Source organism: Leifsonia sp. Ger2509, assembly GCF_055231915.1.
The window spans coordinates 793,233-807,891 of record NZ_JBUYVB010000003.1; the positions used below are offsets into that span (position 1 = coordinate 793,233).

Below are 14,659 nucleotides of genomic sequence, written 5' to 3' on the forward strand. Positions count from 1 at the left end.
CACTTTCATGAATCGCGGGCCGGGCGAAGCGTGCCGAGCCAGTTGTGGAGGAGGCGGATGCCCGCGGCCCCCGACTTCTCGGGGTGGAACTGCGTTGCGCTCAGCGGGCCGTTCTCGACAGCAGCGATGAACCGGGATCCGTGTTCGCTCCAGGTGACGCGCGGCGCAGGGAACGGCGGCATCACGTCGAGAGTCCACTGCTGGGCCGCGTACGAGTGCACGAAGTAGAAGCGCTCGTTCTGAATGCCTTCGAACAGTGCGGAGTCCCCGGGCGCGTCGACAGTGTTCCAGCCCATGTGCGGCAGGATCTCGGCATCGAGGATGTCGACCTCGCCCGGCCATTCGCCGAGGCCCGGCGTATCGTTGCCGCGCTCGACTCCGTGGTCGAACAGGATCTGCATGCCGACGCAGATCCCGAGCACAGGCCGGCCGCCGGCGAGGCGACGGTCGATGATCTCGTCGCCGTGGGAGGCGCGCAACGCCTCCGCGACCGCCTTGAACGCGCCGACGCCCGGGACGACGAGGCCGTCGGCGGCCATGGCCTTCGCACGGTCACCGGTCAGTTCGACGTCGGCACCCGCTGCCTCGAGCGCCTTGGCGGCCGAGTGGACGTTTCCGGTGCCGTAGTCGAAGACGACGACCGACGGTCGCGTCACAGGGCACCCTTCGTCGAGGGGATTCCGGACACGAGAGGGTCGAGCGCCTTCGCCTGACGGAACGCTCGCGCGAACGCCTTGAACTCGGCCTCGGCGATGTGGTGCGGGTCGCGGCCGCTGAGGACGGTGATGTGCGTGGTCAGTCCCGCGTTGAACGTGATGGCCTCAAAGACGTGGCGCACCATCGAACCGGTGAAGTGCCCGCCGATGAGGTGGTATTCGAATCCGGCGGGCTCGCCGGTGTGCACGAGGTACGGGCGGCCGGAGATGTCGACCACGGCCTGCACGAGTGCTTCATCGAGAGGCACCAGGGCATCGCCGAACCGCGAGATCCCGGACTTGTCACCGAGCGCCGACCGGATGGCCTGGCCGAGCACGATGCCGATGTCCTCGACCGTGTGGTGCACGTCGATCTCGACGTCGCCGCTGGCGCGCACCTTCAGGTCGGTGAGCGAGTGCTTCGCGAACGCGGTCAGCAGGTGGTCGAAGAAGGGCACGGACGACTGGACGTCGGCGATGCCCTTCCCGTCGAGATCGATGCTGAGCTGGATGCTCGACTCGCTCGTCTCGCGCTGGATCGTGGCCGTGCGATTGGTCATGACTGCGAGTTTACTGTCGACGCGGGAACGCCTTCGTCCGTGTGACCGAGTGAGGCGAGAGCCGTCAGGAAGGCGGTCGTCTCAGCCTCCGTGCCCGCCGTGACACGGAGGTGTCCGGGGATTCCGACATCGCGGATGAGGACTCCTTGGGCGAGGAGGGCCTGGAACGTCGCGTGCGGGTCGCTCACGCCGCCGAAGAGCACGAAGTTGCTTCCGCTGCGGTGCGGCTTGTAGCCGAGCGCCGCGAGTTCTGTCACGAGACGGTCGCGCTGCGCCGAGATCTCGCCGACCATGGCGAGCATCTCGCCCGAGTGGGCGAGAGCTGCGATCGCGGCCGCCTGGGTCAGCGCGGACAGGTGGTAGGGAAGACGCACGAGCCGGAGGGCGTCCGTGACCGCCGGGTCTGCGGCGAGATACCCGACTCGGGCGCCGGCGAAGGCGAAGGCCTTGCTCATCGTGCGCGACACGATCAGGCGCTCGCGCCCGGGCAGCAGCGTGAGCGCTGACGGGCTGCCGGAGGGCATGAACTCGGCGTACGCCTCGTCGACCACCACGATCCCGCGGGCCGCGTCGTAGATCGCGGCGATCGTCTCCAGCGAAAGCGGTGTGCCCGTGGGGTTGTTCGGGGCGCACAGGATGACGATGTCCGGATCGACGCGGCGGACCTCGGCGACGGCGGTCTCAGCGCTCAGTTCGAAGTCGTCGTCGCGCGGACCCGCGAGCCATTCCGTCCCCGTGCCCCCGGCGAGGATCGAGTACATCGAGTAGGTCGGCGCGAATCCCAGCAGAGAGCGGCCTGGTCCCCCGAACGCCTGCAGGATGTGCTGGATCACCTCGTTCGACCCATTCGCCGCCCAGATCTGGGCGGGTGTCAGGTCGTGCCCGAGATAGCGGGCCAGGCTTTCGCGCAACTCGACGAACTCCCGGTCCGGGTAGCGGTTGACCCCCTTGATCGCCGTGGCGACCGCCGCCACGATATCGGCAGCGACGTCGTCCGGGATCGGATGCGTGTTCTCGTTGACGTTCAGCGCGACCGGAACGGTCTTCTGGGGTGCGCCGTAGGGGGTCTTTCCCCGCAGGTCATCGCGAATAGGCAGATCGGAGAGGGAGGTCACCCACCCAATGCTAATGCGGCTCTAACGGGTGCTCTCTCAGTGCGTTGCGCTGTATTGCGCCGGGATGGCGATGCGCTGCCCCGGCGTCACGACGGCCGACTGAAGCTGGTTGAGCGAAACGATGTCGGCGATCACGTCGCGCGGGTCGGCGCTCGGTGCGACCTTCTCCGCGATGCTCCACAGCGACTGGCCGGAGTGGACCGTCACGTAGGAGAACTGCGTGTGGGTGGTCGACCCGGTCGCGATCGCTCCACCGCCGTTGACGGCGAAGAGGAAGGCGCCGATGACGAGCGGCACGGCCGCGAGCGACGTGATCACGACGCGTCCACGTCGGGTCAGCCTGAGGTGCGTGGTCGCTGCGCCGGCGGGGCGGGATGTTGCACCGGCGAAATGCGTCGGCATCTGGATCGCTGCAGTCATGGCCTGTCCTCCTGGGAGTATTCGCATCCGGCACTCGGCCGGGAGGGCCGGATGCGAAGCTATGTTCCGAATATATCTTCGAATGTTCGAAACTTCAACCACTCCGCAGACGCCGATTATGGAACGAATATCGCAACACACTCGAACACATGTTTGTTTCAGCGCTGCATCGTGGATACAGTTTCGATTGTCTGGAGTTCACTCAACCAGGCACCACCGACATTCGTTCCGGCGCAGCCTCCGGAACGGACGCGGAGGCGGTCACGAAGGGACGGGGAAGTGACGAACGACACCGGAGCAGGGCGGGAACGCGGCGGCACCCGCCGTCGCAAGAACCTGAGCGAGAAGCAGCTCGCCATCCTCGACGTGATCGCGCGCTCCGTGAGCCAGCGCGGCTATCCGCCGAGCATGCGAGAGATCGGCGACGCCGTCGGCCTGTCCTCCCTCTCGAGCGTGACGCACCAGCTCAACCAGCTGGAGCTGAGCGGCTACCTCCGTCGTGATCAGAACCGGCCCCGCGCACTCGAGATCCTGATCGACCTGCCGTCCACCGCATCCGAGAGCCTCGACTACGAGAACCAGACCCCGGTCGGCGACGCGGCCATGGTCCCTCTTGTCGGTCGCATCGCGGCGGGCGTGCCGATCACGGCTGACCAGCAGGTCGAAGAGGTCTTCCCGCTCCCCCGCCAGCTCGTCGGCAACGGCGATCTCTTCATGCTCAAGGTCGTCGGCGAGTCGATGATCGACGCGGCCATCTGCGACGGCGACTGGGTGGTCGTGCGGCAGCAGAAGACGGCGGAGAACGGCGACATCGTAGCGGCCATGCTCGACAGCGAAGCCACGGTCAAAGTCTTCCGCCAGCGGGACGGGCACACCTGGCTGCTTCCCCGCAATTCGAACTTCGAGCCGATCCTGGGCGACTTCGCCGAGGTGCTCGGCAAAGTGGTGGCGGTCCTCCGAGCCGTCTGAGCATCCGGCGCTGCGCCGCGTCAGGGGCCGGGCGCTGAAACGATGCCCGAGTCGTAGGCGAAGACGACCACCTGCGCCCGGTCGCGCGCATCCAGCTTCGCCATCGCGCGCGAGACGTGGGTCTTGGCCGTCGCCGGGCTGATGAACAGCCGCACACCGATCTCCGCGTTGCTCAGGCCCGACGCCACCAGCGCGACGATCTCGCGTTCCCGCTCGGTGAGCCGGGCGAGCTTCTCCTCGATGGCCTCGTCCCGGCGCGGAACGGTCGCGAACCGGGCGATCAGCCGGCCCGTGACACTCGGCGCGAGCAGGGACTCCCCCGACGCGACGACCCGCACCGCGCGCCGCAGGTCGTCCGGCTCCAGATCCTTCAGAAGGAATCCGCTCGCACCGGCGCGAAGCGCGGCGAAGACGGTCTCGTCCAGTTCATAGGTCGTGACCACGAGCACCCGGGTGTCGGGGAGCGAAGGATCGCCGACCACGGATGCGGTGGCCGCAATCCCGTCGAGCCGCGGCATCCGCACATCCATCACGATCACGTCGGGCCGCGTCCGGCGTGCCAGGTCGACCGCTTCGAGGCCGTCCGCCGCCTCGCCCACGACCTCGATGTCATCGGAGCGATCGAGGATCGCGCGGAATCCCTCGCGGATGAGCGCCTGGTCGTCGGCGAGCAGGACGCGGATCATGCCGGCTCCTCGATCGGCAGCACCGCGGACACGAGGAAGCCGCCGAGCGGAGACGTGCCGGTCTCGAGCATTCCACCCGCCGAATACGCCCGTTCGCGCATCCCCACGAGTCCGAGACCGTGCCCCGGGACGCCCGCGGAGGCGCCGCGCCCGTCGTCCTCCACCGTCACCTGGAGCGCCCGGGCATCCGGATCCGCGCGCACCGTGACGCGTACCGTGGTCGCGGCCGCGTGCCGAACGACGTTGGTGACGGCCTCCTGCACGATGCGGTACGCGGTCAGTTCGGCGAAAGGGGTGAGCTCGGCGCCGTCAACGGCAACGCGCGATTCGACGGCGAGCCCGGAGGACTCGAGTTCCGCGAGGAGCTCGGGCAGTTCGTCGAGTCCCGGCTGCGGAGCGGTCTCGACACCCAGAGCGGGATCGCGCCGGAGCAGTTCGAGTGTGCGACGAAGCTCCGGGATCGCCTGGCGCGACAGCCCGCGCACCCTCATCATCGCCGTGCGGGCCGTATCCGGATGTTCGTCGAACGCATCGAGCGCGACGCCCGCCTGCACCGAGATGACGGAGATGGTGTGCGCCAGCACGTCGTGGAGTTCCCGGGCCATTCCGAGCCGTTCCTCGGTGAGCTGTTCGCGCATCCGTGCCTCCGCCTCGCTCGCTGCGGCGGCGACGCTCAGTTCGTTGTTGCGGCGAACCTGCGCCGCGGTCGCACCCAGCACCACCATGACCGCCATCCCCAGCGCAGGGCCGGTGATGGCGAACGAGAACCAGGGGACGGGATGCGGCGGGAGTGACGGGATGATCATCCAGGCGACGATGAAGCCTGACGCGACGATGATGGAGCGCCACGTCGACCGGCCGTAGGCGCCGATCGCGTACGACGTCACGAAGAGGACGAGTGCCGGTGATGCGCCCGGGTACCCGGCGAAATGGTAGGCCGCGACCGCCGCGATCACCACCCACGACGCCAGGACCGGATGCTGTCGCCGGACGACGATCGGCACGCAGGCGACGAGGCCGAGAAGGTACGCACCGGCCCAGAACACCGCCACCGCGGGGTACGTCGTGGCGGATGCGTACGCCAGCTCCGCGTAGATCCCCGCCTCGACGAGGACGAGCACCACCACCGCGATCAGCAGGTCCACCTGGAACGCGGTGATGCGGCGTCCGCTGTCGTGCGCCACGGCCGGGCTCGTCACCGTGTCAGCCTATCGGGGCGCGCCATGTCGATCGATGGGAGCTCGCGCGCCGGGTCCGCCGTCGCTGGGCGCCGGGTGCGGAGCCGGAAGAGGCGTGGCCGACGGTAGGCGAGGAACGCCAGGCCCGACAGCCCCGCCGTCCACGCGACCAGGATCGCGATACTCGTCGCGTCCGGGAGGCTCCCGCCCGCGATCTTCCAGCCCAGGTCCGCAAGCCGGTAGGTCGGCATCCACAGGGCGACATCGCGCATCCCCGACGGCAGGACCGCCGGCGGCACCCACAGGCCCCCGAGCGCGGACATGGCCATGTAGAGCCCGTAGCTGAGTGGGTAGGCCAGATCGGAACCGACGAGGAATCCGATCGCGATGCCGAGTGCGGCGAACGTGGTGCTGCCCAGCCACAGGGCTGCGACGAGCGAGATCCATTGCCCCGGCGACAGGGCGACACCTTTCGCCACGGCCGCCGTGACGCAGACGAGCACGATCGCGGGCAACGCGGTCAGCACGCTGGCGACGACCTTCGAGCCCAGCACTGTCGCGCCCGAGATGGGCATCGAGCGCAGCTGCTGCAGCCATTCGGTCTGGCGCTCCTCCGCGATCCGCGGACCCGTTGTCGAGAGCACGGCCCAGATCGCACCGTATGCCGCCATCGCCACCATGATCTCGACCGTGCCCGGCAACTGGCCGGGAGGGATCGGACCGCCGCCGAACAGCGTGGCGAAGAGGAGATAGAAGCCGACCGGTGCGGCAACCGCCAGCGCGAGGTATTTCGGGTCGCGCAGCATCCGGACGGTTTCGAGACGCAGCAGCGAGCGGGTCATGATGCCTCCTGGGTGAGGGTGAGGAAGGATTCGTCGAGGCTGGGCGGACTCACTTCGAGGGAACGCCAGTCGAGTCCGCACGCTGCGAGGGCGCGGACGGTCGCGTCGGAATCGTTGGTTCGGAGAGCGAAGCGCTCCCCCGCGCCCGCCACATCGACGACTCCGGACAGCGCGCCGAGCCGACCGTGCGGGTCTGGCGCGTCCGGCACGGTTACGCGGATCATCGTCGTACCCGTTCGCCGCCGGATCTCGTCGGGGCGACCGTCGCCGACGATCCTGCCGTTGGCGAGGACCACCACCCGGGCGGCGTTCTCGTCCACCTCGTCGAGATAGTGCGTCGCGAAGACGAGCGTGCGCCCGGTTGCTGCGAACGCGCGCATCGCCTCCCAGAACTCGGTCCGCGCCTGCACGTCGAGCGCGCGCGTCGGCTCGTCGAGGATGAGGATCTCGGGGTCGGCGACCACGGCGATCGCGAACCGGAGCCGCTGCGCCTGGCCGCCGGAGAGGCGGTCGACGCGCCGACGCTCGAGGCCGGTGAGCCCGGCGAGGTCGATGGCCCGGCCGACCGCGAGCGGCCTGGGGTAGATGCCGGCGGCGAAGCCGACCAGTTCGGACACCGTCACTCCGGCCATGAAGCCGGTGTCCTGGAGCATCGCGGCGATGGCGCCACGTGCCACCGCAGTCCGGGGCGACGAGCCGGCCACGCGCACGCTGCCACGATCGGCGGTGACGAGGCCCACCATCATCCCGATCGTCGTGCTCTTGCCTGCGCCGTTGGGACCGAGGAGAGCCACGGACTCGCCGCGTGCGAACTCGAGGTCGAGCGAGTGGATCGCTTCGACGCCGCCGTAGCTCTTCGAGACGCCTTCGAGGCGGACAGACTCTTCGGCTGGGGACGCGGAATCGCGCGTCGCGATGGAGATCGGTTCGTTCATCCCCCGATCGTGTCGCGAACGGCACGCGGTCGCGTCGGCCCGGAGGGTCGGGCGGCATACCGCAGCGGGAGTATTCTCTCCCCGCCCCGTCTACGCCCAGCCGAGCTCGTGGAGGCGAGCGTCGGACAGCCCGAAGTAGTGCCCGATCTCGTGCACGAGCGTCACGCGCACGCGCCGGCGGAGCTCGTCGAGGTCGCCGCTGCGCTCCTGGATGTTGTTCTTGAACAACGTGATCCGGTCGGGAAGCTCGCCGTAGCCGTAGACGCCCCGCCGGGTCAGCGGGTGCCCGGCGTACAGCCCGTAGAGACGCGGATACTGTCCCCGTGGCTGGTTGTCGATGAGGATGGCGACGTTGTCCAGCTGCCCGAACCAGTCGTCGGGGATGGCGTCGTACTCTTCGGTGACGATGCGCTCGAACTCATCGTCGGAGATCTCGACCATGCAGCAATCCTGTCACCGTCCGGAGCGCCCGCAACGGAAAGGGCGCACAGGTTCGCTCCCGGCGCACTGGATGCAACCTGTGCGCCGGTCCGGAACCGGTGCGCCCCACCGATCGAGTGCGTTAGGCGGGAACGCCCGCCTTCTCCCGGACGACCCGCGTCGCCTCGAGGATGTTCTTCAGCGACGCGACCGTCTCGTCGTATCCACGGGTCTTGAGCCCGCAGTCCGGGTTCACCCAGAGCTGGCGGCCGGGGATGGCCGCGAGCGCCGTCTCGAGCAGCTCGGTCACCTCGGCGACGCTCGGCACGCGCGGCGAGTGGATGTCGTAGACACCCGGCCCGATCCCATGGTCGAATCCGCTGGTCTGGATGTCGTGGACGACCTCCATGCGCGAGCGCGCCGCCTCGATGCTCGTCACATCCGCGTCGAGGTTGCGGATCGCGTCGATGACGACGCCGAACTCCGAGTAGCAGAGGTGGGTGTGGATCTGCGTCTCGTCGCGCACCCCGGCGGTGGCGAGACGGAAGGATCCGACCGACCAGTCGAGGTAGTCCGCGTGGGCCGCGCGCTTGAGCGGCAACAGTTCGCGCAGCGCAGGCTCGTCGACCTGGACGATGCGGATGCCCGAGGCTTCCAGGTCACCGATCTCGTCGCGGAGGGCCAGCGCGACCTGGCGCGCGGTCTCGCCGAGCGGCTGGTCGTCCCGCACGAACGACCAGGCGAGGATCGTGACCGGACCGGTGAGCATCCCCTTCACCGGCTTCTCGGTGAGGCTCTGCGTGTACGTGGACCAGTCGACCGTGATCGGCTTCGGACGCGACACGTCGCCCCAGAGGATCGACGGACGTGTGCAGCGGCTCCCATACGACTGCACCCAGCCGTTCTGGGTGACGGCGAAACCGTCGAGGTTCTCGGCGAAGTACTGCACCATGTCGTTGCGCTCCGGCTCGCCGTGCACGATGACGTCGATGCCGATCTCCTCCTGAAGGTCGACGACACGCTTGATCTCGTCCCGCATGAGACCGAGGTATTCGGCCTCGGTGATCAGGCCCTTCACGAGTTGGGCACGGGCGCGGCGGATGTCGCCGGTCTGCGGGAACGAGCCGATCGTCGTCGTCGGCAGGAACGGCAGGCCGAGCGCGTCGTCCTGGGCCGCGAGACGGTCGCTGTAGTCGCCGCGCGAGAAGTCCGCCTCGGTGAGCGCAGCCGTACGGGCCCGGACGGCCGCGTCGCGCACGCCGGGGGCGGCCTGCCGGTCGGCGAGGGCAGCGGATGCGGCGCGCAGTTCATCCTGCACCGCTTCGTGACCGTCGACCAGACCGGTCGCGAGGATGGCGACCTGGCCGATCTTCTGGTCCGCGAAGGCCAGCCAGGACTTCAGCTGGCCGGACAACTCCGGCTCGTCGTCGACGTCGTGCGGAACGTGGAGCAGCGAGGTCGACGTCGACACGGCCACGTCCGGCGACAGCGACAGCAGCGATGTCAGCTTTCCGAAGGCCGCTTCGAGGTCGCCGCGCCAGATGTTGTGGCCGTCGATCACGCCGCCGACGACGGTCTTGCGGGCGAGAGCGGATGCGGTGGCCGCATCGAGGCCGGAAGGAACCGTCCCGCGCACGAGGTCGAGGCCGATCGCCTCGACGGGAGAAGCCGCGAGCACCGGAAGCGCGTCATCGAGGCTTCCGTAGGGAGCGGCCACGAAGATCGCCGGACGCTCGGCGATCGCGCCGAGTGCGGCATAGGCGGTGCGCGCGGCGTCGAGGACCTCGGCGCGCGCATCCTCGATGCTCTCGCTCACGAGCGCGGGCTCGTCGAGTTGCACCCAGGGGGCGCCGGCGGCGGAGAGGCGCGCAAGAAGCTCCTGGTAGACCGGAAGCACGTCGGCGAGACGCGACAGCGGACGGAAACCCTCGGGCGCTTCGTCGCTCGGCTTGCTCAGCGCGAGGAAGGTCACCGGCCCGACGATGACAGGGCGCGTCACGTAGCCGGCGGCCTTCGCTTCCTCGAACTCACGCACGAGGCGGTCGGAGGCGAGACGGAATGCGGTCTCCGGACCGATCTCGGGAACCAGGTAGTGGTAGTTCGAGTCGAACCACTTGGTCATCTCGAGCGGAGCGTTCTCCCCCTCGCCGCGAGCGATCGTGAAATAGCCGGCGAGGTCGACATGGCCGGACGCATCCGCGAGCCCGGCGAAACGCGTCGGCAGCGCACCGAGTGCGACCGCCGCGTCGAGGACCTGGTCGTAGTAGCTGAAGCTCTCGGGGATGGAGGCGTCGTTCCGCCCGAGTCCGAGACCTGCGAGGCGGTCGCGCGTCACGGCGCGGAGCTCCGCAGCCTGCGTTTCGAGCTCGTCCGCCGTGATGGTTCCCGCCCAGAAGGCCTCGACTGCCTTCTTCAGTTCGCGGCGGCGGCCGATCCGCGGGTAGCCGAGGATCGTCCCCGTCGGGAAGCCGGCGCGAGTGGTGGTGTCGGTCATTGCGTTTCTCTCTCTCAGATGGTGCTTGCGCTGTGCAGGAGCCCTGTGCGTTCGAGCACGGACAGCACGGCCTGGTGCTGGTTGAAGGTGTACAAGTGGATTCCCGGTGCGCCGCCCGCGACGAGCTGCGCGACCACACGGCTCGCCCACGCGATGCCGATCTCGCGCTGGCCTTCTTCGGTCGGCTCGATCTCGAGCTGGATCGCCAGCTCGCTCGGCAGATCCTCGCCGCTCAACTCGAGCATCCGCCTGAGTCGCGCTGGGCTGGTGACGGGCATGATCCCCGGAAGGATCGGGAATTCGACCCCCGCGTCCTTCGCGCGCTGGGCGAAGGCGAGATAGTCCTCCGGGTGGAAGAACAGCTGCGTGATCGCCAGGTTCGCGCCCGCGGCCTGCTTGGCGAGGAGGGTGTCGATGTCCTGGCTCACCGACCGCGAGTTGGGGTGGCCGTTGGGGAAGGCGGCGACCGCGATCCGGACGTGCTCGCGCTGGGTCCGCACCTCGCGCGCCGTCGGGATCCCGGGGACCAGCAGCTCCTCGTACGGCACGCGCTCGGCCTGCACCCGGTGGATCAGCTGCACGAGCTCACCGGCGCTCCGCAGGTCGCCGAGTCCGCTGTCACCGCCTGGCGCATCCGCCGGCGGATCGCCGCGGACGGCCAGGAAGCTGCGGACACCCGCGTCGAGGAACTCGCGGATGAGGCGGTTCGCCTCAGCGTGCGAGGAGCCGACGCAGGTCAGGTGCGCCATCGGGCTCACCGATGTGCTGGCCAGGATGTAACGGACCACATCCAGCGACGACGTGCGCGACGATCCGTTCGCTCCGTAGGTGACCGAGATGAAGTCGGGGCCCGCGGAAGCGAGTCGATCGATCGTCGCAGGAAGCGCATCCGCCGCCTTCTGGTTGCGCGGCGGGTAGAGCTCGAACGAGAACGGGACGCGGCCGGGGCACGGGGCGTCGCCGGCGACGGCCGGTGCGGATCCGTGGTCGTTCATCGCATGTCTTCCGTCCAGGTGATGTCGGGATGACCGCATCTTCAGGACGATGGCCGCAGGCTTGCCGCGCACGTCCCTGGAGGGTCATGAGCCCGAAGGCTTTCGCGGGCGGGTGCCGGGCTCGGCTGTCGCTCCATGCCGCACAGGACGTCCTGAGCGACAACGATTGATAGGCAGAGTAGCAAGCACTGGGACCGGCCGACAGGCGTGTGTCGCCATGTGACGACACGACCGGCGGATCAGGCGACGGCGAAGGCGCTGAAGACCGCCTCGTACTCCGGAAGGACGCGTGCGGTGACCTTGGTGCCGTCTTCGACGTACTCGGTCGACAGCACCCGTCCGCGCTCGTGGAGCGCCGAGATGAGGTCGCCGCGGTCGTACGGGATGACCAGTTCGAGTTCGATCGAGGGGTCGGGCAGGAGGCGGGCGATCGCAGCGAGGACGTCGTCGATCCCTTCGCCCGAGCGCGCGGACGCGAAGATCGCGCCGGGCTCCAGACCGCGGAGGACGAGCCTTTCGTCGTCGCCGACCAGGTCGGCCTTGTTGAAGACGACCACTTCGGGCAGGTCACGGGCACCGACTTCGCCGATGACGTCGCGGACGGTCGCGAGCTGGCTCGCAGGGTCGGGATGCGATGCGTCGACCACATGCACGATCACGTCGGAGTCTGCGACCTCTTCGAGCGTCGAACGGAACGCCTCGACGAGCTGGTGCGGCAGGTTGCGCACGAACCCGACGGTGTCGGCGAGCGTGTAGAGCCGCCCGTCGGCCGTGACGGATTTTCGCACCGTCGAGTCGAGCGTCGCGAACAACGCATTCTCGACGAGCACGCCGGCCTTGGTGATGCGGTTGAGGAGGCTGGACTTGCCCGCGTTGGTGTAGCCGGCGATCGCCACGGATGGCACCGAGTTTCGGCGGCGGTTGGCGCGCTTGGCCTCACGCGCGGGCTTGAAGCCGGCGATCTGCTTGCGCAGCTTCGCCATGCGCGAGTGGATGCGGCGGCGGTCGAGTTCGATCTTCGTCTCACCCGGACCACGCGATCCCATGCCCGCGCCCGCGCCGCCGACCTGGCCACCGGCCTGCCGGGACATCGACTCACCCCAGCCGCGCAGGCGCGGCAGGAGGTATTCGAGCTGGGCGAGCTCGACCTGCGCCTTGCCCTCCCGGCTCTTCGCATGCTGGCTGAAGATGTCGAGGATGACGGCGGTGCGGTCGATGACCTTCACGCGGACCACGTCTTCGAGAGCACGACGCTGGCTCGGGGCGAGCTCCGTGTCGGCGATGACTGTGTCTGCGCCGAGCGCTGCGACGGTGCCAGCCAGCTCTTGCGCCTTGCCGCGGCCGAAGTAGGTGCTGGGGTCGGGATGCGGACGACGCTGCAGCAGGCCGTCGAGCACGACGGCGCCCGCCGTCTCCGCCAGCGCGGCGAGTTCGCGCATCGAGTTCTCGGCGTCCTGCAGCGAGCCCTGCGAGTAGACGCCGATGAGCACGACGTTCTCCAGCCGTAGCTGCCGGTACTCGACCTCGGTGACGTCTTCCAGTTCGGTCGAGAGACCGGAGACGCGGCGCAGCGCCGCCCGGTCCTCGCGCTCGAACTGCTCGCCGTCGTGCGACGTATCGTCGACGGTGCCCCGCTGGAGCGCCTGCGCACCGCTCGAGAAGAGCGACACACCGGACGCGTGGGTCTCGGCGTTCGCCAGTACGCGCGCCACGACATCGATGTCGGCGGTGCGCGTCTCTTCGCCGCTCTGCGGCTCATTCAATTCGGTATTCACCATCTGGGTTAACCCTAGTTCGTTCCTGTCCTGTACGTTTCCTCTATGGCCAGCGGAGATCACTACTTCACCTCTGCGCCCGAGAGCGATCCTGGGCTCCGCCCGTTCACTGTCCGGCTGGCCGGACAGACCTACGAACTGACCACGGCCAACGGGATCTTCAGCCCGGAGCGCGTCGACACGGGCACACGTGTGCTCCTCGACCACGTGCCCTCCGCACCGCCCGGCGGCCAGCTTCTCGACCTCGGCTGCGGCTGGGGGCCGGTTGCACTCACACTGGCTCTCGAATCCCCTCATGCGACGGTATGGGCCGTCGACGTCAACACCCGGGCCCTGGATCTCGTGCGCCGGAACGCACAGAAACTCGGCCTCACGAATGTCAACGCCGCGCTGCCCGACGATGTTCCCGATTCAGTCACCTTCACGACGATCTGGTCGAACCCGCCGATCCGCGTGGGAAAGAACGAACTCCACAACCTGCTGGAACGGTGGATGCCGCGGCTCGAGCCGGGCTCCGACGCGTGGCTCGTCGTGCAGCGCAACCTCGGTTCGGACTCGCTGCACCGGTGGATGCAGACCACGTTCGCCGGGAGTCTCTCGGTCACCCGCGCCGCAACGAGCAAGGGATACCGCGTGCTCCGGGCGCGCCGACGCGCCGACGAGACGCCGGCCGACTGACAGGTCGATGCAACCTCAGCCCAGTTCGAGGACGCCTTCGAAGACGAGTTCGGCCGGGCCGGAGAGCGCAACGTGCTCGCCGTCCTCGGTCGGGAACATACGCACACCGACCGTGCCGCCCGCGACATCCACACGCCAGTTGTTGGGCGCACCGCTGCCCGCCCAGTAGCGGGTCGCCAGGGCCGCGGCAGCCGCCCCCGTTCCGCAGGAGAGCGTCTCGCCGCTGCCGCGCTCGTGGACGCGCATCCGGATGCGGCCGATGCCGTCTTTGACGAGCGGCTCACGCGGCACCACGAATTCGACGTTGGCTCCCTCTTGTGGGGCCGGGTCGAGATGCGGAATGTAGGTGAGGTCGGCGGCGTCGAGTTCGTCTTCGTCGGCCAGAGCGACCACGACGTGGGGGTTGCCGACATCCAAACCGAGGCCGGGTCGCGCCACCGGCAGTTCCCGAGCGCGGACGAGGGGCTCACCGCCGGACAGCGTCCACCGCCCGAGGTCGACCTGGAAGCCGGTCAGGTTGCGCTGCACATCGCGGACGCCTCCGCGGGTCCCGATCGGCAGCGTGTCACCATCGGCAAGCTCGGCGAGCCCGGACTCGAGCAGGAAACGGACGTAGACGCGGATGCCGTTGCCGCACATCTCGGCGACCGAACCGTCGGCGTTGTAGTAGTCCATGAACCATTCGGCGCCCTCGTCTTCGGCGAGCGACTCGGCTCCCTCGGGGAGGTGACGTGAGCGGACGGCGCGGATGACCCCGTCCGCACCCACACCGAAATGCCGGTCGCAGATGTCTGCGATCTGGGTCGGCGTCAGATCGATCTGCCCGTCGGGGTCGGCGAACAGCACGAAGTCGTTCCCCGTGCCATGCCCTTTGGTGAAGTGGAGCGTTGTCGCCAT

The 14,659-nt window shown here is 68.8% G+C and carries 15 protein-coding genes; 2 read left to right on the top strand and 13 right to left on the bottom strand.

Going from position 1 to position 14,659, the window contains the following annotated elements:
- Nucleotides 1-5: 5 nt before the first annotated feature.
- Genes hisH through ACV7NN_RS04115 form a run of 4 tightly spaced genes read right to left on the bottom strand, consistent with a single transcriptional unit; the run spans nucleotide 6 to nucleotide 2,790 of the window.
- Nucleotides 6-656, bottom strand: coding sequence for an imidazole glycerol phosphate synthase subunit HisH (gene hisH, locus ACV7NN_RS04100; RefSeq protein WP_463348309.1), 651 nt, complete (start codon nucleotides 654-656; stop codon nucleotides 6-8).
- Nucleotides 653-1,255, bottom strand: coding sequence for an imidazoleglycerol-phosphate dehydratase HisB (hisB, locus tag ACV7NN_RS04105; protein ID WP_463348310.1), 603 nt, complete (start codon nucleotides 1,253-1,255; stop codon nucleotides 653-655). Before hisB ends, hisH begins: the two co-directional genes overlap by 4 nt.
- Nucleotides 1,252-2,370, bottom strand: coding sequence for a histidinol-phosphate transaminase (locus tag ACV7NN_RS04110; protein WP_463348311.1), 1,119 nt, complete (start codon nucleotides 2,368-2,370; stop codon nucleotides 1,252-1,254). The genes hisB and ACV7NN_RS04110 overlap by 4 nt, the downstream gene beginning before the upstream one ends.
- Before the next feature lie 36 nt (nucleotides 2,371-2,406).
- Entirely contained in the window at nucleotides 2,407-2,790 is a 384-nt protein-coding gene (locus ACV7NN_RS04115; protein WP_463348312.1) for a LysM peptidoglycan-binding domain-containing protein, read from the bottom strand.
- A gap of 279 nt (nucleotides 2,791-3,069) precedes the next feature.
- Here ACV7NN_RS04115 and lexA point away from each other — a divergent pair, with 279 nt between their 5' ends.
- A complete protein-coding gene (gene lexA, locus ACV7NN_RS04120) occupies nucleotides 3,070-3,759 on the top strand; it encodes a transcriptional repressor LexA (protein ID WP_463348313.1) in 690 nt (229 codons plus the stop codon).
- 20 nt (nucleotides 3,760-3,779) lie between these two features.
- Here the strand turns inward: lexA and ACV7NN_RS04125 are convergent, their stop codons facing one another.
- The 8 genes from ACV7NN_RS04125 to hflX all read right to left on the bottom strand — a co-directional run bounded on the left by ACV7NN_RS04125 (nucleotide 3,780) and on the right by hflX (nucleotide 13,087).
- Nucleotides 3,780-4,445 (bottom strand): response regulator transcription factor, encoded by a 666-nt coding sequence (locus ACV7NN_RS04125; protein ID WP_463348314.1) that lies wholly within the window; start codon nucleotides 4,443-4,445, stop codon nucleotides 3,780-3,782.
- Entirely contained in the window at nucleotides 4,442-5,644 is a 1,203-nt protein-coding gene (locus tag ACV7NN_RS04130) for a sensor histidine kinase (protein ID WP_463348315.1), read from the bottom strand. Before ACV7NN_RS04130 ends, ACV7NN_RS04125 begins: the two co-directional genes overlap by 4 nt.
- Nucleotides 5,641-6,465 carry an ABC transporter permease gene (locus ACV7NN_RS04135; protein WP_463348316.1) on the bottom strand — a complete coding sequence of 275 codons (825 nt, stop codon included), beginning with the start codon at nucleotides 6,463-6,465 and terminating at the stop codon, nucleotides 5,641-5,643. Before ACV7NN_RS04135 ends, ACV7NN_RS04130 begins: the two co-directional genes overlap by 4 nt.
- Nucleotides 6,462-7,400, bottom strand: a complete 939-nt coding sequence (locus tag ACV7NN_RS04140) for an ABC transporter ATP-binding protein (RefSeq protein ID WP_463348317.1) — start codon at nucleotides 7,398-7,400, stop codon at nucleotides 6,462-6,464. The genes ACV7NN_RS04135 and ACV7NN_RS04140 overlap by 4 nt, the downstream gene beginning before the upstream one ends.
- Before the next feature lie 90 nt (nucleotides 7,401-7,490).
- Entirely contained in the window at nucleotides 7,491-7,841 is a 351-nt protein-coding gene (locus tag ACV7NN_RS04145; RefSeq protein ID WP_463348318.1) for a metallopeptidase family protein, read from the bottom strand.
- Nucleotides 7,842-7,962: 121 nt separating this feature from the next.
- Entirely contained in the window at nucleotides 7,963-10,314 is a 2,352-nt protein-coding gene (metE, locus tag ACV7NN_RS04150) for a 5-methyltetrahydropteroyltriglutamate--homocysteine S-methyltransferase (protein WP_463348319.1), read from the bottom strand.
- Between the two features lie 14 nt (nucleotides 10,315-10,328).
- The gene (locus ACV7NN_RS04155; protein ID WP_463348320.1) at nucleotides 10,329-11,309 is read right to left on the bottom strand and encodes a methylenetetrahydrofolate reductase; all 981 of its coding nucleotides are present in this window, start codon (nucleotides 11,307-11,309) and stop codon (nucleotides 10,329-10,331) included.
- Nucleotides 11,310-11,548: 239 nt separating this feature from the next.
- Complete coding sequence (hflX, locus tag ACV7NN_RS04160; RefSeq protein WP_463348321.1) at nucleotides 11,549-13,087, bottom strand: GTPase HflX; 1,539 nt, start codon at nucleotides 13,085-13,087, stop codon at nucleotides 11,549-11,551.
- Nucleotides 13,088-13,129: 42 nt separating this feature from the next.
- Here hflX and ACV7NN_RS04165 point away from each other — a divergent pair, with 42 nt between their 5' ends.
- Nucleotides 13,130-13,762, top strand: a complete 633-nt coding sequence (locus ACV7NN_RS04165) for a class I SAM-dependent methyltransferase (RefSeq protein ID WP_463348322.1) — start codon at nucleotides 13,130-13,132, stop codon at nucleotides 13,760-13,762.
- 15 nt (nucleotides 13,763-13,777) lie between these two features.
- Here ACV7NN_RS04165 and dapF read toward each other — a convergent pair whose 3' ends face one another.
- A complete protein-coding gene (gene dapF, locus ACV7NN_RS04170; RefSeq protein ID WP_463348323.1) occupies nucleotides 13,778-14,659 on the bottom strand; it encodes a diaminopimelate epimerase in 882 nt (293 codons plus the stop codon).